This window comes from Paenibacillus sp. P5_B5 (genome assembly GCF_056400365.1).
Genome location: NZ_JBFULK010000003.1, coordinates 61,187 through 79,652, shown reverse-complemented (window position 1 = coordinate 79,652; position 18,466 = coordinate 61,187). Strand labels below are relative to the sequence as shown.

Genomic DNA, 18,466 nt, shown 5'->3' with positions numbered 1-18,466 from the left:
AAATTTGATAAACGTTTGGTTTAACTCACAATCACGGTGAGTCTATTGGCTGTGCACTTAAAATCAAAAAGTCCCGATACAATCATCGGGACTTCCACTCCATATAGAGCATTCCGACCTTCTGAGTCTATGTGAAGACCCCCTATTTAGCCAAAAGATCATGATCGTATTCGATAAGCCAACAATCTCTAAGTTCTCCCTCATGCCGTTCATGGTTAGCCAAAAGTTTGATTTTCTTAAACCCACATTTCTCATATACATGCAAGGCACGGCTGTTCCTTACTTGAGGGTCCATGACGATTTTGTCTGCATGCTCATGCTCTACAAGGTGTTGAATCATATTTTTTATTAGCTGAGTCCCAATGCCTCGGTTCCAATATGCTGCTTCACCAATAAACTGATCTAAGCCATAAATAAGACCTTGAAAGTCACTATATCCGTACTCTAAGCGCTCTTCTACATCAATTACATAATATTGAATATACCCAATGTCGACGTTGTCGTATTGAATGATGCATGCAGTTATACCCTCTCTATTTTCAAAAAAATGTTTGCGCACTAATTCAATGTCATGGGGACGATCACGACCTTCGTAGAATTCTAGAACCTGAGGATCACTTAGCCATTTAACGAGCAATGCATCATCATTATTTTCCAGTAATCGTACTGTAAGCTTGTCGTGTTGAAATAATTTCATATGTAATTTACTCCTTGGTTGTTTAGTACAATCGTTTTTGCTTGGGTTTAATCCGTGGTTCGGGTTCTTTGTCCCATACGACTATAAGTAGGGTAGCCAAAGGTCCAACTAAAACCGAGAGACAGAACCAAAAGGATCTGCTTCTATTTTTATTCTCGGCTAAGCCTGCATTTATAAGTGCGAGTGTGAACCATCCAACAAAATAACCAGCGTACAGATCCATAATTCTATCCACTCCCAGTTAACTAAATCTAAGCTTAATACTTCGCCATAATCTCAATTATTGGGTAAGAAATCACATGTCGATCACGATACATAGATTTAATGGCACTAGCATGTTGACTAAGAACGCCATTCTGCAGAACTGCTGTCGTGAATCCACGTTCCATGGCACCATTGTAAGTGAACAGTACACAATGCTCTGCTGCATAGCCCGCAACAATAATCACTTCTACTTGTTTATCACGCAGCTGTTGTTCTAAATCAGTTTTCCAGAAGGAATTCGACCATTCTTTCGTAATTCTTATATCTGATTCAGCTTGTTGAATTTCTGGTATAACTTCAAACGAGCTTGATTCTATACCACCTTCAACTTCAACATCTTGAACAATAAAAACATAATGTCCATTTGTTCGTAAATAACCTGCAACTTCATTGATGTATTCTGAAGCTTGTGTCGCTCTTTCACCGAGTTCCTTACCCTGTATAAACCCCTTCTGCATATCAATTACAAGCAAAGCTATTTTCAACAAAATCACCTCATCATTAAAATGTATGCCACCTTGAGCAGAAAAAAAGAGACATATACTAAAAATGTATAGTCTCTATATCCAGCTGAAATATGAATTTGATAAGCTTACCTATAATCCAATTTTATCCTAATAACTACTATTTGTATACGAGTAATTGGGGGAGTAAATCCAAAGTAGACCCAGAGTAGACCCAGAGTAATTCCAGGGTTCTATTGACCAAATCTTTTGCGATAGCCGCATTTTCTGCATAATTCTTCAACAGCTTCTCTTCTAGAGAAACCGTCCACAATATTGTTCGCTCGCTCACTCTCAATAATTTCGGAGAAAGGTGTGTTGTTCACATTACCTAGATTAATGATTCCCTCACCATCCAGACAACAAGGCACTACCGTTCCATCAACTAATATCGCAGCTTGGTTACGGAGCGCATAACAGAAGCCTTTGCCATCATCTTCTTCGGCTTTCAAATCTGGCCACTGGAATTCATGATCTTGATTCAAATAAACACGTTCAGCAATTTTGACACCACTGCCTGGTACGACCTTCTCTTCTATTCGGTAATCAAGATTGAACTCTCGCTCAATCAATTCGAGGATTTCTCGATTTCGATTCTTCTGGGCGTTCGTCATATTATCCTCGGTTAGGTTCCATAATCGTAATGAAATGATCATTTTCGTTTCTGCAGTCGCTTCTTTCACATAGTTAAGAATACTGGAGACGTAACCATCCTTATCTTGAGAACCCTCATGACCGTCAAAGCTGTGCAAAGAAAAATTCATTTGTCTTAGCGCCGGCTTAGTCATAATTTTGTGTTTTGTTTTATGAAGAAGTGTGCCATTCGTCGTGATATTCACCTTTAAGCCTTTTTCATGCGCAATGTCTAGCAATTGATCAATCTTAGGATGCATGAGTGGCTCGCCTTTGACGTGAAAATAAATGTAGTCCGTATGTGGCTTGATCTCATCTAATCTTTTGGTAAAATCATCTATACTGATAAAATTAGCTTTACGCTGCGTTTGGGGGCAAAAACTGCAAGCAAGATTACATATACTTGTAATCTCTACATAGAATTTCTTAAACTTTTTCATTCGTGATATACTCCAATTCTGTCGATAATTCAAATTAATTAAAGATACATATTCTTATCTAATTATAATTACACAAAAAAATAAGATTATCTAGTTGCTTTCTGTAACCAGGACCTATAAATCTGAACGCTAAGATTCTTCAATTTAGTTCTTAAGGGTGCTATGATTAGGAATATCCAAAGATAATGTTATGAAGAATGATACGGAAAGTTCAAATGGAATTCTAATGAATTCTCAATCCACATCCCCATTAATGCTTCCCACTAAAGGAGATTATACAATGAAAGAGGATTTGAGCAAGGAAACAGGTGCTAGGTCGAGTGAGGACTTAGACGATCATATAGAGATAATAGATAACATAGATAAAATACATATGGACGTAGATAATAATACGCTCGATAACATTGTCGTCAATAACCATACTAATATATTCGCTGATAAACAACCCATTCTGATCATGACTGCTGTTGAAGTTGAGAGAGAAGCGGTATTACGCGGGCTAAGCGGGGATAGTCGGTTTAAAGTTAAGCTAGCTGGCGTTGGTCCAGCGGCTGCGGCTGCCAATACAGCAATGGCTTTAGCAGCCGCTGAATATAGCTTGGTCATTAGCGCAGGAATTGCTGGCGGCTTTGTAGACCGAGCGGCCATTGCATCCCTTGTAGTAGCTAGTGAGATTATTGCGGCCGATCTTGGAGCGGAGACTCCGGATGGCTTTCTCAGTGTGGACGAGCTCGGCTTTGGCTCCACCCGAGTCCCAGTTGATGCAGAGCTTGTCAGCAAAGTACATAATTCTCTACTTAAAGCTGGTCTACAAGTGACTACTGGACCTGTATTAAGCTTATCCACTGTAACAGGCTCACATAAGACCGCTAGAGAACTAGCTATACGAATCCCCGGCGCTGCTGCTGAAGCTATGGAAGGCTATGGTGTGGCTACCGCAGCACACATTCGCGGTATACCAGTACTTGAACTCCGTGCGATATCCAACGCTGTGGGTCCACGTGATCGATCAGCATGGCGTATTGGGGATGCATTAAAAGCTCTAGAACAAGCAAGCTCAATATTACGGGAGGTACTTATATGAAAATCGCATTTTCTCCATGTCCTAATGATACATTCGTATTTCACGCACTCGTACATGGATTAATTCCTGGTGCACCAAAACTAGATGTTACGTATGCAGATATAGACATTACAAATAATCTAGCAGTTAGTTCAACTAAGTTAGATGTATTAAAAATTTCCTATGCAGCCTTACCTTGGGTGCTATCTGAATATGCCTTATTACCGTGTGGGGGTGCACTTGGAAGAGGTTGTGGTCCACTCGTATTGACAACTGGAGCAGTTGCTGGAAGTGTAGGTGCAGCAGCTTTGACAGGGAAACGAATTGCTGTTCCTAGTGAACGCTCAACCGCCTATTTATTGTTCAGACTTTGGGCCGCGCAGAACGTGCCTGGTGGTATTGGTGAAATTGTTGTGATGCCATTTCATGAAATCATGCCCGCCGTTCGCGATGGCTTAATCGATGCCGGCTTAGTGATTCACGAAGCACGATTCACGTACCCTTCATATGGACTAACCCTTCTAGCTGACCTAGGCAATTGGTGGGAAACGGATACAGGGTTGCCCATCCCGCTTGGAGCGATCATTGCTCACCGTTCACTTGATCGGGAAGCAATTACACGCTGGATTCGCGAATCTGTTGAATACGCGTGGGCACATCCGGATGAATCACGTGAATATATACTAAGCCATTCCCAAGAGATGTCGCCTGAAGTGACCCAAGCGCACATTGAACTATATGTAAACGAGTTCACCGCAAATCTAGGTGAGAGCGGCTATGAAGCCGTCGAAGCGTTACTCAGTCGAGCGGCACAAGAAGGGCTTGTGCCGCAGGTGGATTTGGCTTTGCTGAGGTGAGGTAAGATAAGATAAGTGAAAGCGACGATTCTGGTGTGGTTGCGGAAGCAAACGACGCTATAACGGAAGCTCATGCCGGTTTAACGTCGTTTTGTGCCGCATCGAGTGCGGTGCATGCGCGTGAGCGGTAATTCGGGCGTGGTTGCGGAAGCAAACGACGCTGCAACGGAAGCTCGTGCCGGTATAGCGTCGTTTTGTGCCGCATCGAGTGCGGTGCATGCGCTTGAGCGGTAATTCGGGTGTGGTTGCGGAAGCAAACGACGCTACAACGGAAGCTCGTGCCGGTATAGCGTCGTTTTGTGCCGCATCGAATGTGACGCAACAAACGTGATGCATGCGCTTGAGAGGTAATTTGGACTGCGTGAACTGTGCTTTTCAAACATGCTTCAATCGCACTTCAGCCGTGTTCAGCCGTGTTTCAACACGAAGTGTAACTTACACCACAAAAGGGCTATTCCACAGTCTGATTCAGACTTGGAATAGCCCCACTTTATTTCATCTAAAACTATGGAAGTAACAATACTTTTCCTTTACTCTGTCTGTTTTCTACTAATTCGTGTGCTAGGTTTGCATCTTTTAGCGAAAATTTTTCTCCGATCACAAATTGCAAAGAGCCATTCTCGAGGTAGTTAATCACTTTGTCTGCCACTTCTCGCAATAGATGAGGGCGGCGCGTACGAGTTGTGCCTAAGCTAAAGCCGAGCACGGAACGACAGCTAGTATGTAAGTCTTTGGACTCCACAATACCAACTTCACCACTCGAATTACCGAACTGCACTAACCTTCCGTACCACGCAAGACACTTCAAGCTTTGTTCTGTTACTTTACCAGCAATTGAGTCGAGAATGATATCTACTCCTTGCCCGCCTGTTAAATCAAGAACAGATTGTGCAAAGTCTTCTGTTGAGCTATTGATGACGTGATCTGCCCCTGCATGAAGAGCAGCTTCAGCTTTGACATCATTACTAACCACACCGATGACTTGGTTGGCACCTAATATTTTGGCAAGTTGAATAGCTGTCGTACCGATTCCGCCTGCCGCTGCATGAATAAGGACATTCTCACCAGGCACGATTCGAGCTACATCAGCTAATAGCTTATAAGAGGTAAATGATACAATCGGACTAGCAGCTGCCGTTTCAAAATCAATAGAATCAGGAATTGCATACGTAAGAATGCTATCTGCGACCACATATTCTGCATAGGATCCGTGAGCAGGAAAAGCAATTACACGTTGCCCGATTTGAAAATCTTCTACTCCTGATCCTATTGCAACTATTGTACCAGCTACATCAAGACCAGGAATATAAGGTGGTTGAGTGGCGCCTTTGTTACCATAGCGGCCTTTAATATCTGCAAAATTAACACTAGTTGCTGCAACTCTAATTAATACTTGATTGGCTGAAGCGATCGGCTCGGCTATTTCTCTATATTGCAGAACTTCTGGTCCACCAAATTGAATAACTATTGATGCAAACATCCCTCATTCGCCCTCCATCCATCAACAAGTAGCTTATTCAATTTAATTTCATTCTACATTTTTATCACTTATTCACTTATTCACTTAATCACTTAATCACTTAATCATTTGATCAATTACTTAATCATTCATCACTTAATAACTTGTTCACTTGACACTTCATTCTCTTATCCTTATTAAGCACCTGATATCGTCAATGATTTCACCTTAAGTGATGGTGATGTACAGTTATCTAGGAAACGAAGATCATTTCCTACGATCTCGATGTCTTTGAGCAAATTAAAGAAATTGCCCGAAACCGTAATCTGATTTACTGGTCTTGCAATTGCACCATTCTCGATCAGGAAGCCATTACAAGACAAGGAGAATTCACCTGAAACCGCATTTGATCCCGCATGCAGCCCTTGAAGATCAATAATCATCAGGCCGCGATCTATTCCCTCAATCATCGTCGACAGTGACGTTATACCTGGTGCAATGTATAGATTCTGTGGCGAAATCCCAATTTTCCCTTTGTAGCTGCCCTTTGATGCATGGCCAGTAGATTCAACTCCGAATTTCTTGGCTGTTTTGCGATTATGAAGGAATGTAAGCAGTTGACCATTCTTAATAATATCGATGTGCTTTGTTGCACTACCTTCGGCGTCAAATGAACATCTTGAAGGAACATCAGTCATAAGCGGATTATCGACAATCGATATCAGACTAGATGCAACCTGCTCCCCCAATTTACCTTTGAGACGAGAGAAATTCTTATCAACAGCTTCAGCTGAGAATATCGACGTAAACGCATCAAGCAGTGTACTTGCAGCATCGTTGCGGAAAATAACGGTATAATTATCAGACTCAATCGTCTCTGCGTTAAGCTTCGAAACAGCTTCTTCTACTGCTTTGTTTGCGATCTGTTCATATTGAATTTGATTAAAATTGTCGAGTGCAAAATCGTACCAGTTCCCTGTTGTCGTTATCGATGCTTCCTTGGCGATCACAGAAATGCTTGCATAAGCAGAATTATATTTAGCCTCACAATCAAGGCCAAGCGTGTTGGCAATCAGAATTTCACTTTCCGAGTTACCTACGGAGCAGCTATTCACCATCGTAATCCGACGATCAGCCTGAAGTGCTACCCGCTCCATTGCGAAAGCAGCCTCTATCATTTGATCGGGTGCAATATGACTAAGCTCTTCTGAATAAGTGCTTAAAACTGGATAGCTCTCTGAGCCTGCATATAACTCATCAGATTCTTTGCTTTCAATGACTTCAGCATTATGAAGCGCTTCTTGGATTAAAAAATCAATCGAATCCGCATCAAGTTTCTCGGTATAGGAGTAGCCCATTTTACCATTGGATTCAACCCGGAAGGAAAGACCGCCGCTTTCTTTGATCGTGTAGGCATCGATTTCACCTTTAACCACACGAACACTTGTTGAACGACCTTGCCGATAATAGATTTCCATATTGGAGCAGCCAAGCTCATGTCCTCTAGCAAAAAGCATCTGTTGAAATGAACGAACATCCATCCTTTTACTCCCCCTTTCTACCGCCAATTGTCATATTTGAAACGCGAATCATAGGCTGACCGACGTTAACAGGTATACTGCCACTTAACGCACCACACATGCCTTGACCGTGTGCAAGATTATTACCAACCATATCAATTTTCTGCAAGGTCTCGATTCCTTTACCAATCAGAGTTGCACCTTTGACAGGCTCTTCAATTCTGCCGTTACGAACGATGTATCCCTCATTGACTGCAAAATTAAACTCACCCGTCGCTGTATTTACAGATCCACCGCCCATATATTTGGCATATAGACCATACTCTGTATTCGCAATAATCTCTTCTGGTGTTGAATTTCCTACATCAATATAGGTGTTGTTCATTCTAGATGTAGGCGCAAACTGATAAGATTGACGACGACCTGATCCTGTGGAGGCCATGCCCATTTTACGTCCGCCTAAATTATCAATTAGGTAGCTTTTGAGAATACCATTCTCAATCAGAACATTACGCTGTGTAGGAGTCCCTTCATCATCGATGTTAAGCGATCCCCATTCATTAGCCAGAGTTCCATCATCAATTGCAGTTACAACTGACGAAGCGACCTGCTCACCTAACTTATCAGAAAAGACAGAAGCCCTCTTCGCAACAGAAGTTGCTTCCAGACCATGACCACAAGCTTCATGGAAAATAACACCCCCGAAGCCATTATCGATGATAACTGGCAACTTACCGCTAGGAGCATATTTAGCTGTTACCATGGTCGACGCAATACGTGCAGCATCTCGTGCATACCAATCGATATCGAGGCTCTCCATAAATTCCATTCCTGCTAATGCACCAGGGGCATGATATCCAGACTGTTTCTCCGTTCCTGACTCAGCAATGGCTTGCACGCTCATACGCGTATAAGTACGGCGATCCTCCACGAATAATCCATCTGAATTGGCAATCAATATGTTCTGGACAGAGTCATTTAATCCCATAGATGTTTGTGTAATCAGTGGACTATAGCTGCTAGCTATTTCATGAGCACGGCGTAACCATTCGATTTTACGTGCTTTCGTAATGTCACTCGGCATAATTCTAATTAAATGTTGATTTTCGATTGTAGATTTACGTAGATCGATCGTCTGATTTCGCTTATTCCCACGGATAGCTTGAGCAGCAGATCTCGCAACTTTGATTAGATTGGCTTCGCTAAAATCATTCGTATATGCATACACAGCAAATACACCATCAATTATTCGAACTCCTACTCCAAAATCACGTCCCGAAAGTGCGGTCTCCACAACACCTCCGATCATTCCCAGACTACTTGTAGTCTTATCTTCAACGAATACTTCCGCAAAATCAGCTCCTGTTTCCAGAGCAGCCGTCAGAACGTTATGAATCAATGATGAATTAAGCATGTTATTCCCCCTAACGAGTCTATAAGTTATCGGTTTTCACCGATTCAGATGGACAGAAGTGTCCATGTTCAACCAAAAAATACTGTAGGCATCCATATACCATGATATGTTAAATGCATATTTATGATATTTTGATACAGTTAATACTCCTAACAGATTATTAATTAGCATCCTAATTCGGATTTTATTTTCTGATTTTAGAATACCTTATTCCAGACTTTCGCTCAAACAAAAAGATAGCCCGATCGTTTTTCACGATAAGAACTATCTTCTCTATCTTTTCTATCTTCTCTATTTTCTATATCTTCTCTAACTATTCTATTCGTAAACAACATACAGTTCACTTGATCATTTCAACCAAGAATCAAAGAATTTGTCATCCTCCATCAAAAAGTACGCCTTCGTAAATCGAATGAATTCCTTCGTATCCACTTGCTTGTAGGCATACATTTGATAGTAAGCTTTCAAGTAAGCTTTGGCTGTTTCAATACCTTCATATTTGGAAAACAGCTCCCATAGTTTCAATGTAGGTTGAGCATATATATACATATAAATACCTGCACCTCCACCAAATTCAGAGAGGGATAAATTTGAAGACTTTCTGGCTGAAAGAATGTTCGCTTCTAATACCTTTGTTTTCTTAAAACTCGTATTCTCATCTAGATTTTCAGCATCCATCCGGAAGAGCGAGGCGGTGAACTCTGTAAATCCTTCATCTAGAAACCCTCCTGTATTCGGATCGTTTGATACAACCCCATAGAACCATTGATGAGCTATTTCATGCTCCAATGTTTGCTTAAATACCTCTGGGTCATCGAAATTGACAACCGTTACAATCCCCGGATACTCCATACTGCTTCTCGGCCCCACAAGAATATCGAGTTGATTGCGTGGATATAAGCCTAAAGTTTGTTCATAGTATTGAAATGCCTTAGCGGCATGTTCAATAGAAGCCTCAATCTTGGCTTCATCTCCTTGATTGCCGAACACACGAATTTCAGTTGAACCAACCATCTGTTTACGAACGATCCTATTCTTCATAATCGCAATGAACATCTCTTTGGTTCGTTTCACTTCAAAGCTGCCAGTCTCTGACGAATCATTCGATTCTCCTTCTGCCGAGGACACAAGTAAGTACTCCCCAGGAATACGATAAGAAACGTGAAAGTCAGTAAAGTCTGTTAAGTGTGATTCCATCACTTCCGAGTATGCTTGTTTATTCCATCCGTTATAATAATTTGCCAGCATGGGATAAAACTGAGCTAAGTAGTAATTATCACCGATCTTCGAGAAACGATTACCTGGTTCCGGCATAGTAAATGTATAGGCAACTTCAACCTTCACCGTGGAATTGGTCTGAAGAGGAGCTTGTAATGGAATCGTCAATTTATCCGATTCGAGATCAAATTTGCTCGTTTGTCCGTCTACTTGGATTTGTTTAATTTGAACTTCTGCTGCTGAACCTTCCACTAAATCTGACTTATTTTCCTCTGTGAGTGCATTTGGAATCATATAGAAGACTAGCCTATCCCAATCTTCCCTCGATTGGTTCGTAACATGAATGACTGCCTTCAAGTCAAAATTACCTGACGGATGCATTTCGAGAGACAGATCATATACCGCTTTACTCTCATTAGGTACGGTTTGAGGTTCAAAATCTTTCAATTCCCCAATTGTGGGAGAATGCTCTTGGATAATCATCGTTTGCGGTGTGTACGGTTTGGAACTAGCTGTAATGAGTTCAGGAATATAATCAAAGGCCAGTTTACCACCTATACCAACTACCACTAGACCGAGTACGGTGACAATAGCAAAAAACCATCGCTCCGTTCCTCGCCTTGACGAATAGATCTTCCTTGTCATTCCGGCTGGGAAGCCCTTCACTGCAAATTCTGCGGGAATCCACGCTGAGATCAGACCAATTATCATTGGTACCGCACAGATAGGTAATAGGTACAGCGCGTCTAGCCATGGAACAGATGCATACATGTAGAAGATAAGCAATAAACCAATCCCATACCCCAGCACTCCAGATAATAAACCGCATATCCATCCTTCAAGTAAAACAAGTCTGCGTATTGCATTGTTCCGCCAACCTGTCGATTTCAATAGAAACAATTCAACCTTACGTTCTGCAACATTTTGCCACACAATTTCACATGTTGTCAGGATGCAGATGATGAGTGTGATTGCGATAGCGATATAATGCTGCGGGCCGATCTGAATCGAAATATATTGACCTACCCAGCTTGTATACAACAAGCCTTTAAGCCTTAGCGAAATGAATAATAGTAAGACAAGTAGAGCCGTAGGCAGTGCGATGGAAGCAACAGATAAGGAATATCTGCCAATCTTGCCGAGGAAATGATTCAGTGCCATCGTGAACATACTGCTTGACCGTATCCATCTTCTGGACTCCTTCGTAATTTCACCTGTACGCATCGTTTCGTATGGTTTAATGCGTCCAGATAGCCAAGCAGGCCAGAGCGAACCAAGTACATAGACGATTAGGGCAAGCACTGCAAACAATGCAATCCGGGAAAGACTGACACCCAGCGACTCTTTCATTGCCATACCTATTACGCCAGATACGACTGACGCAAATACACCAAGTAATGCAGCTTCCTGCACAATCATCCGCTTTAGTTGCAATGGTCTCCAGCCTACCGATAGCAGCACTGCAAATTCCTTGCGTCTCATAAATAGCGACATCAGCTGCGTGGCCTGTACATACAGTACGGCAACAAATAAAATAAACAACATAATGATACTAAAACCCATCTGCGTTTCTTGAAAAACACCCGTCGTCACGCCAACCTTCATCCACATCTGTTCTATCCAACCAAGCGCGGATGTATCACCATTCGCTGGAACTTCAATTAATGTAGGATGTGGGGATGAACCCATGATTACATCAGTTATCAGACCTGTCTGCTGCTCTATTTCAGCAGCTACACGCTCTACTTTAGCTTGACTTTCTATCCCAAGATCTGTAATCCCGGCAACTTTGACGCGGATCGCAGATATAGCATGATCTCCAAGTATTGCAGTAGCAGCATCTATTGTCGTAAGATTCGTTGGCGGACTCGTCAACAATCCGAGCGGATTAAGTGTTGCCTGCACATTCTTTGGTGGATTAATAGGATTACCTTTCGGATCTAATACAAGCTGCGCAGTTGCTGCACGATACGTTTCTAGCGGCGTCTCACTCGCAGGATCTTTAGATAGTTTGAGTTTATCTGGGTCGTAGATTCCGACTATTTTGTATTTAAGGATATAACCATTGACGGGGCTATTAATGTCTTTAGTTTCAATCTCTGTATAAGATTTAAACGAGTTAAGGTAGATTTGAGAACTTCTTTGATTCCGAAATTCACCCATTAAAGGCTTTGCACGAAATGCGCTAGACCATTTTTCTATAAATGGACTTACTGCTTTCTCTAATAGCAATGGAGCTGGCTGAAGTAATAAATAATGGAAAGGACTAACACCTGCTTTTCCTTTAATATAAGGGCTACCAGTATAAGGGTTTATGCCAGTTAATGACCCAATATATGTTTCATATGCTTCCCTGGTGTGAAAAGTACGCTCAAGTATATTATTGTTCAATGCACTTATTTGATTAAGATAGCTTGCTCCACCATTGTCTTTCACTATCTCCATCGTTTTCTTAGCCTGTTCAGTTGAGTCAAATGGTAAATCCAACTTTTCAATCCGGAATGAACGTGTTTGATCAACAAATGGTTGACTATTAATAAGAATTGGTATCGTCCTATCCATTATTGTTGTGTGAGAGTCAACAGTAGACAATCCAGGGTAAATCATAGGAATGTCGTTTTCCACAAAATAACGGCTGTTCTCAATTGTTAACACAGCTTCGTCTAGTCCAACCAATCGGGCCTCCTGCTCTGGATCGATACCGACAAGTAATCGTTCTTCATGAAAGGCAATCTCATTCCTAAAATCGGTGGTCCCATATGCTTCGTACTTTCCATTTGAAGGAGCAACGTCTGACACAAAGCCTTTGGTAAAATAAAATTTTTCCTCAGATACTTCTTCATGAATACCGCTACTCGAGGTGGTAACAGTTGTTACGCGGTACACTCCATTATCAGGAACAGTCACTATATCCATTACCATTGTGTCTAGCGAATACCCCATAACCGCTAGTGGAGCTGCAATATCTACATCCGCGATCTTCTTAATTTTCTCATACTGCTCAACTGAAATCCCCCCGCTAATTCCACTTAGGAAGTTCGGCTCGAACAGCTTGTCCTCTTCCGTCACACTGCGCGAACCAGGTGGACGCACAACGATATCATACGAAGCTTTCCAGTTCTTCTCCAAAGTTTTAGAAACAGTACCAAAATTAGATTCCGTTACAGTCGACAAGAACGTTAATCCCGAGCTAATAATAAGGATACCAACGAGCAACAGGATGAACCGCTGTTTGTGCCGCCACCAGTTCCACCATATGAAACGAATCATAAGTGTACCGTTATATTACAAACTGTCTGCATCTCAGTACCATCATCAATCTTCGTTAAACCATGAATATGAATTGGACTCATAATAACGCCCCCTACGTCTGTTTATTTTCCAAATATTCGATTAATTATGTTCAGAACATAAATATTCGATGTAATTCCTATATCGGCTAGATCATAATAGTTTTACGATAAAGCATTGCAGTCAACTACGCAAGCCTTGTAAAATTTGCCACTTGTGCTATATTGCAATATAAGTAAACACATAGATTTGCAACGAGGAGATGATAATTGTGAATGAAATTCGTAAGATCACCGATCATGAGATTGGTCCATTTCTCCGATTAATGGGTAATTCGTACCCAAGTCTAGGTCTCTTTAACGAACAGGCACGCCATGTATATGAACAGAGAATGGTTTATCAATTTAATGAAGACGACTGTTCTAGTTTTTATGGGTATTTCCGTGAGAATGAATTACTAGGTGGTATGAAATTTTATGATTTTCAAATGAATGTGTATGGAACGAAAGTTTATTCCGGCGGAATTGGTCATGTGTGCGTTGACTTACTTCATAAGAAAGAACGTATTGCCAAGGAAATGCTCACCTACTACCTTCGCCACTATCGTAGTGCAGGTGCTAGTATTGCGATGCTTCATCCATTCCGTGTTAGCTTCTATAAACAAATGGGATTTGGACTAGGTCCCAAAATGCATCAATATCGTGTATTTCCAGCTAGTTTACCTAAAGGGCCTAAGGATCATATTGTTTATTTAACGCATCAAGATAAGCAGGACATTGTTGATTGTTACAATCGTTATGCGGATCTCACCCATGGTATGATGGAGAAGAATGATTTTGAATGTAGAAGATGGTTCGATGATGCTTCTAATTTATACGTTGGCTATAAACAAGGTGAACAGATATTAGGTTATTTAGTATTTAGCTTCAAAAAAGCGAGTGATACCAATTTCCTACTCAACGATTTGCTTATCAGAGAAATGATATATGAAACGCCTGATGCGTTATCGCAGTTATTGGCATTTTTGCGAAGCCAAGAGGATCAGGTGAACCGGATAATTTATAACACGCAAGACGAGGATTTCCACTTCTTATTAAGTGATACGGGCAACGGTGTCGAAGAATTAATGCCTCATGTTTCTCATCAATGTAATGTTTCGGCTATCGGACTTATGTACCGAGTTATCAACGTTCCGGGCCTTTTCACGCAACTTGCAGCCCATAATTTTGGTAGTCAAACCTGCAAGATGAAGCTTACGATCAAGGACAGCTTTCTTCCTGAAAATGAAGGCAGTACGTATATTCACTTTACTGAAGGCCATCCTGCTATTGCTGACTCAAGTGATTATGAAGTAGAAGTTACTATGGATGTCTCTGATTTCTCCTCACTGATTATGGGGGTAGCTTCTTTTAGAAGTCTACATACCTTTAAACTAATAGATCTGTCTGATGATACATACTTAAATACGGTAGCTGCAATATTCCGGGTAGATGTTAAACCTAGATGTACAACGCCTTTCTAAGCACAAGTTTCATACAGTCAATACTGGCAGTGCCAAAAGGGCAGCATAATGGAATGCTGCCCTTACATATTAGGATCAACTATGTCGTTCATGTCATGGAGATCAGGTGTATTCATCACTTTCTTCAGGGATCGATATGCTATCCCACCCAACAGCTACTTCTATTAATGGCTGACCACCGATCGTAATCGTAGTTTCTCCTATGATCGTTCCACCCTGCTTTTGATAGAACATTAAGGAGGAGTTATCCCTTAGCACCCAAAGCATCATCGTCTCATAGCCCTTTTCAAGGAAATAGGCCCTTATATGATTGAATAATTGTGATCCAAGTCCCTTGCGCTGATAGTTCTCTAAGAGATAAATGGCATACACTTCTGCTTCATGACGATAATCTTTATTTCGACTGGGGCCTCCATTCACAAATCCCACGATTACGCCTTGATCATCAATTACATAGGTTTTATTCTCTCTAGTCGAAGCATTCATGGATGATTCCCACATCTTCTGTCTTTGTTCAGCACTCAAATTCGATAGGTAGTCATTGGGTACGATATTGCGATATGTTGTTCTCCAGCTTTGTACGTGGACATTAGCGATTTGCTGTGCGTCTCTATAGTCCGCTTCTCTTATTTGCATATTCATATCTCCTTACTTTGCTAGCCTATTTAAATAATTCGATATCTGCCTTATATGATGTGCATCATCGCTATGTCATCACTTCATCAAATAACTCTTTTCATAAATGCAAATGACCTATACCTTGGATCGATACTTCGACTGGATAAATATGCGCCTTCTTTTGATTAGAGAAATACCATTCTCGATTTGTCTTCACTACTATAAATAATCCATTCTCATCTCCAAGGGCAGTGAACGTTTCACTTTCATCTCTCCAGCAAGATATTCCCCTCTCATTCATAGACCTTACGTAAGGAATCACTTCATCAGTAACAATTCCAATTTCACTAATACAAATCAAATCCGCAGCAGAGAATGAATGCGTAATGCCATTATTTAAATGATGTCTAGCTATAAATTCGACAATATTACCAGAAGGATCTTCAAAATAGATCGAATTCGCATTCCACGATTCAAAGAATATCTCGTCATCGCCATCTTCTGTAATTAAAGTTAATCTGGATAATGCCCAACTCTTTACCTCTTGGAACTTATTCTCAGGAATATTAATAGCATAATGATAGAATGGTGAGTAATCTTCTTTCGCCTCATCCGTAGAATTAAAAGTCAAATGAGTAGAACCAATCTGAACTGTAAAGCAATCCACACGGTCCTCTAATAACGTAAGATCTAATCTTTGGGTATAAAAGTCCTTGGTTTCTTCCAGTTTACCGGTCCATAATGTTACATGCTCAAATTGCATCTACTAGACCTCCTTGGAATTCCATTCATCGTAGAATTGATTCAAATAATCTTCCACAAATTGATGTCTGTGCGCCGCTAGTTCCTTAGCGTAATTCGTATTCATTAAATCCTTCAATTTCAAAAGTTTCTCATAAAAATGATTAATAGAAGTTCCATTGTTTTTTCTATACTCAATCTCTGATGTAAACTCCGTCGGTGTACTTTCAGGATCATGCATGAGGCGACCCTTAGCTCCCCCATAAGCAAAGGTACGAGCAATCCCAATCGCGCCAAGCGCATCGAGGCGATCTGCATCTTGTACGATTTGCCCTTCTAATGTTGTCATAGGAAGATTATGTCCGCCATTGAAAGACATGGTTGAAATAATATGCAAAATTTGATCTTTAACATTGGCATCTTCTACATGGTGTCCAGCCCAATTTTCTAATTTAGCGATTCCCGCTTCTTTAGATTCATTCAGCTTGACGTCCGCCACATCATGTAACAGAGCAGCTAATTCACAAATAAATGGGTTGGCTCCTTCTTTCTCAGCTATTCTGACTGCTAACTGACGTACTCGATGAATATGCCACCAATCATGACCACTGCTATCATGCTGTAATTGTTCTTTGACAAATTTCTCTGCTAATTCGATTATTTCATCTTGAGCGTTCATGAATTATTCCCCCCGGTACTAATCTCTCAATTACTTCCTAAGAATTCTATTTCAATTCTTCTTTACTATTATGTATCTAAGTATAGTATCTAGCACTTGTAGTCCGTCAAAATGATAGCGCAAACACAGACCATACCTTCAGATTTGAATCTATTGTTCCAATAATCACTCATGCCCTTTGTCCTCGATTACATGATTTTGCTCTATTGCAAGAAGATAGAATGCTGCCGTAAGCTCTTGAGGCACAAGTGGAATCAACCATTTCAAGTAGTCCTGTAGATCAGGATTGTTTAATAAGCGGTGATACAAGCAACCGATCAAGTATTTCTTATCCATCTGTTTAATCATTTTCTTAAGAATGGGTGTGTCCTTGATCTGAGCAAATCTAGAGAATAGCTTCTCATGCTCGAATTTGTCTGCCTTGTCGAACAACTTGAATAGCATTTGATTAAACTCTGTAAAATCATATACTGGTAACGGATCGATTTGAAGGATTTCAGCACAAACTTCACTGCCGCGAATGAGGTAATCCAGGTAGGATAGTTGTCGATTGCCAGTGTGCTCTGTAATACAAGAAGTGATGATGCTTTCGTCAACATTCTTGTGATATACCTTTTGGTTAACCATCAATGGAATATGAGCTTCAAACTTAGAAATAAGAGATACAAAGCTGCGGCTGATCGTATGATTATGCGCTTCTGCATCCTCATTCTTAAAGGTATAGCGAAAACCCTCATATTGACCAAAGACTTTCATAGCATCATTGTAGCCTAATTTCCTGTTCCTATCCAAAATAGGCTTGTTAAAGGATAGAATAGAACCAAGTGGCCATGAAGGACTAATGTAGGTAACAAAAGGCTTGTTCTTATATACAAAATCATTGTTATAGCTCAAATCTACAGCAATGATCTCATCAGCATTCATAGCAATAGCAAGATTAATGGGCAGATTATCATAATACCCACCGTCAATGTAGCTTTTATCACCTATTTTGCAAATTGGAAATGCAGGAAAGCAGGAGGCAGACGCTAATAAATACTGTTTGAATGTTAGAGGTTCGATTTCTTGTTTCGTTAGTTCAAGCGGTTTAAGAGAAGGATACTCAACTGTCACGAGTCCATAATCGATTTCGGAGTCAAGTATTCGATCCTCGTCAATCACCTTATCAATAAGCTGGATTAAGGGTGTTATATCTGCACCTTTGGAATTGATATACGATTTAAGAAATGCTCGGATCCGATCTTTCTGACTGAACAACGCATCCAATGAAAACTCTAAATTCATCCCATCTGTCATTACATTGTCGACTGTTATCGTATCCCAGAGCTCACAGGCAAGCTCATAATCCTTCTGTACCATAAGCGCACCGTTTAAAGCACCAATCGATGTACCCGTCACAATTTGATAATCTATATGCAGTTCATGCAAGGCAGCCCAGACACCTAACTCATAAGAACCTCGCGATCCACCGCCACCTAAAGCAATTGCTCTTTTCATCATTTTCACTCCATTTATTAAACATGATAGACAGAAGCAAGCTATTTATA

General features: G+C 40.9%; 15 protein-coding genes. 3 read left to right on the top strand and 12 right to left on the bottom strand.

Annotated elements, in window-relative coordinates; translation table 11 throughout:
* Positions 1–142 precede the first annotated feature (142 nt).
* The 4 genes from AC1DOK_RS05230 to AC1DOK_RS05215 all read right to left on the bottom strand — a co-directional run bounded on the left by AC1DOK_RS05230 (position 143) and on the right by AC1DOK_RS05215 (position 2,537).
* The gene (locus tag AC1DOK_RS05230; protein WP_477553187.1) at positions 143–697 is read right to left on the bottom strand and encodes a GNAT family N-acetyltransferase; all 555 of its coding nucleotides are present in this window, start codon (positions 695–697) and stop codon (positions 143–145) included.
* Between the two features lie 22 nt (positions 698–719).
* Positions 720–920 carry an antitermination protein NusB gene (locus AC1DOK_RS05225; protein ID WP_477553186.1) on the bottom strand — a complete coding sequence of 67 codons (201 nt, stop codon included), beginning with the start codon at positions 918–920 and terminating at the stop codon, positions 720–722.
* A gap of 34 nt (positions 921–954) precedes the next feature.
* Positions 955–1,455 carry a cysteine hydrolase family protein gene (locus tag AC1DOK_RS05220; protein ID WP_477553185.1) on the bottom strand — a complete coding sequence of 167 codons (501 nt, stop codon included), beginning with the start codon at positions 1,453–1,455 and terminating at the stop codon, positions 955–957.
* Positions 1,456–1,658: 203 nt separating this feature from the next.
* A complete protein-coding gene (locus AC1DOK_RS05215) occupies positions 1,659–2,537 on the bottom strand; it encodes a radical SAM/SPASM domain-containing protein (RefSeq protein ID WP_477553184.1) in 879 nt (292 codons plus the stop codon).
* Between the two features lie 280 nt (positions 2,538–2,817).
* Here AC1DOK_RS05215 and AC1DOK_RS05210 point away from each other — a divergent pair, with 280 nt between their 5' ends.
* Both AC1DOK_RS05210 and AC1DOK_RS05205 read left to right on the top strand, forming a co-directional pair.
* Positions 2,818–3,621: a futalosine hydrolase gene (locus tag AC1DOK_RS05210; protein WP_477553183.1), complete on the top strand. Its 804-nt coding sequence runs from the start codon at positions 2,818–2,820 to the stop codon at positions 3,619–3,621.
* Entirely contained in the window at positions 3,618–4,457 is an 840-nt protein-coding gene (locus AC1DOK_RS05205; RefSeq protein ID WP_477553182.1) for a 1,4-dihydroxy-6-naphthoate synthase, read from the top strand. The genes AC1DOK_RS05210 and AC1DOK_RS05205 overlap by 4 nt, the downstream gene beginning before the upstream one ends.
* Before the next feature lie 505 nt (positions 4,458–4,962).
* Here the strand turns inward: AC1DOK_RS05205 and AC1DOK_RS05200 are convergent.
* The 4 genes from AC1DOK_RS05200 to AC1DOK_RS05185 form a co-directional block, all read right to left on the bottom strand.
* On the bottom strand, positions 4,963–5,937 hold the full coding sequence (locus AC1DOK_RS05200) for a quinone oxidoreductase family protein (RefSeq protein ID WP_477553181.1): 975 nt from the start codon (positions 5,935–5,937) through the stop codon (positions 4,963–4,965).
* 176 nt (positions 5,938–6,113) lie between these two features.
* Positions 6,114–7,457, bottom strand: a complete 1,344-nt coding sequence (locus AC1DOK_RS05195; protein WP_477553180.1) for a TldD/PmbA family protein — start codon at positions 7,455–7,457, stop codon at positions 6,114–6,116.
* A gap of 4 nt (positions 7,458–7,461) precedes the next feature.
* Complete coding sequence (locus AC1DOK_RS05190; protein ID WP_477553179.1) at positions 7,462–8,850, bottom strand: TldD/PmbA family protein; 1,389 nt, start codon at positions 8,848–8,850, stop codon at positions 7,462–7,464.
* Between the two features lie 348 nt (positions 8,851–9,198).
* On the bottom strand, positions 9,199–13,338 hold the full coding sequence (locus AC1DOK_RS05185; RefSeq protein ID WP_477553178.1) for an FtsX-like permease family protein: 4,140 nt from the start codon (positions 13,336–13,338) through the stop codon (positions 9,199–9,201).
* 292 nt (positions 13,339–13,630) lie between these two features.
* Here AC1DOK_RS05185 and AC1DOK_RS05180 point away from each other — a divergent pair, with 292 nt between their 5' ends.
* The gene (locus tag AC1DOK_RS05180; protein WP_477553177.1) at positions 13,631–14,881 is read left to right on the top strand and encodes a GNAT family N-acetyltransferase; all 1,251 of its coding nucleotides are present in this window, start codon (positions 13,631–13,633) and stop codon (positions 14,879–14,881) included.
* A gap of 102 nt (positions 14,882–14,983) precedes the next feature.
* Here AC1DOK_RS05180 and AC1DOK_RS05175 read toward each other — a convergent pair whose 3' ends face one another.
* The 4 genes from AC1DOK_RS05175 to AC1DOK_RS05160 form a co-directional block, all read right to left on the bottom strand.
* Positions 14,984–15,517: an N-acetyltransferase family protein gene (locus AC1DOK_RS05175; protein ID WP_477553176.1), complete on the bottom strand. Its 534-nt coding sequence runs from the start codon at positions 15,515–15,517 to the stop codon at positions 14,984–14,986.
* A gap of 100 nt (positions 15,518–15,617) precedes the next feature.
* A complete protein-coding gene (locus AC1DOK_RS05170) occupies positions 15,618–16,262 on the bottom strand; it encodes a VOC family protein (protein WP_477553175.1) in 645 nt (214 codons plus the stop codon).
* 3 nt (positions 16,263–16,265) lie between these two features.
* Positions 16,266–16,919: an HD domain-containing protein gene (locus AC1DOK_RS05165; protein ID WP_477553174.1), complete on the bottom strand. Its 654-nt coding sequence runs from the start codon at positions 16,917–16,919 to the stop codon at positions 16,266–16,268.
* Between the two features lie 165 nt (positions 16,920–17,084).
* Positions 17,085–18,416, bottom strand: a complete 1,332-nt coding sequence (locus tag AC1DOK_RS05160) for a patatin-like phospholipase family protein (RefSeq protein ID WP_477553173.1) — start codon at positions 18,414–18,416, stop codon at positions 17,085–17,087.
* Between the last annotated feature and the right edge of the window lie 50 nt (positions 18,417–18,466).

Bases quoted from the DNA above. Each gene is read 5' to 3' on its own strand.
- AC1DOK_RS05185 (WP_477553178.1), bottom strand. From the start codon at position 13,338: ATGATTCGTTTCATATGGTGGAACTGGTGGCGGCACAAACAGCGGTTC.
- AC1DOK_RS05230 (WP_477553187.1), bottom strand. From the start codon at position 697: ATGAAATTATTTCAACACGACAAGCTTACAGTACGATTACTGGAAAAT.
- AC1DOK_RS05205 (WP_477553182.1), top strand. From the start codon at position 3,618: ATGAAAATCGCATTTTCTCCATGTCCTAATGATACATTCGTATTTCAC.
- AC1DOK_RS05200 (WP_477553181.1), bottom strand. From the start codon at position 5,937: ATGTTTGCATCAATAGTTATTCAATTTGGTGGACCAGAAGTTCTGCAA.
- AC1DOK_RS05195 (WP_477553180.1), bottom strand. From the start codon at position 7,457: ATGGATGTTCGTTCATTTCAACAGATGCTTTTTGCTAGAGGACATGAG.
- AC1DOK_RS05210 (WP_477553183.1), top strand. From the start codon at position 2,818: ATGAAAGAGGATTTGAGCAAGGAAACAGGTGCTAGGTCGAGTGAGGAC.
- AC1DOK_RS05175 (WP_477553176.1), bottom strand. From the start codon at position 15,517: ATGCAAATAAGAGAAGCGGACTATAGAGACGCACAGCAAATCGCTAAT.
- AC1DOK_RS05215 (WP_477553184.1), bottom strand. From the start codon at position 2,537: ATGAAAAAGTTTAAGAAATTCTATGTAGAGATTACAAGTATATGTAAT.
- AC1DOK_RS05225 (WP_477553186.1), bottom strand. From the start codon at position 920: ATGGATCTGTACGCTGGTTATTTTGTTGGATGGTTCACACTCGCACTT.
- AC1DOK_RS05190 (WP_477553179.1), bottom strand. From the start codon at position 8,850: ATGCTTAATTCATCATTGATTCATAACGTTCTGACGGCTGCTCTGGAA.
- AC1DOK_RS05165 (WP_477553174.1), bottom strand. From the start codon at position 16,919: ATGAACGCTCAAGATGAAATAATCGAATTAGCAGAGAAATTTGTCAAA.
- AC1DOK_RS05160 (WP_477553173.1), bottom strand. From the start codon at position 18,416: ATGAAAAGAGCAATTGCTTTAGGTGGCGGTGGATCGCGAGGTTCTTAT.
- AC1DOK_RS05170 (WP_477553175.1), bottom strand. From the start codon at position 16,262: ATGCAATTTGAGCATGTAACATTATGGACCGGTAAACTGGAAGAAACC.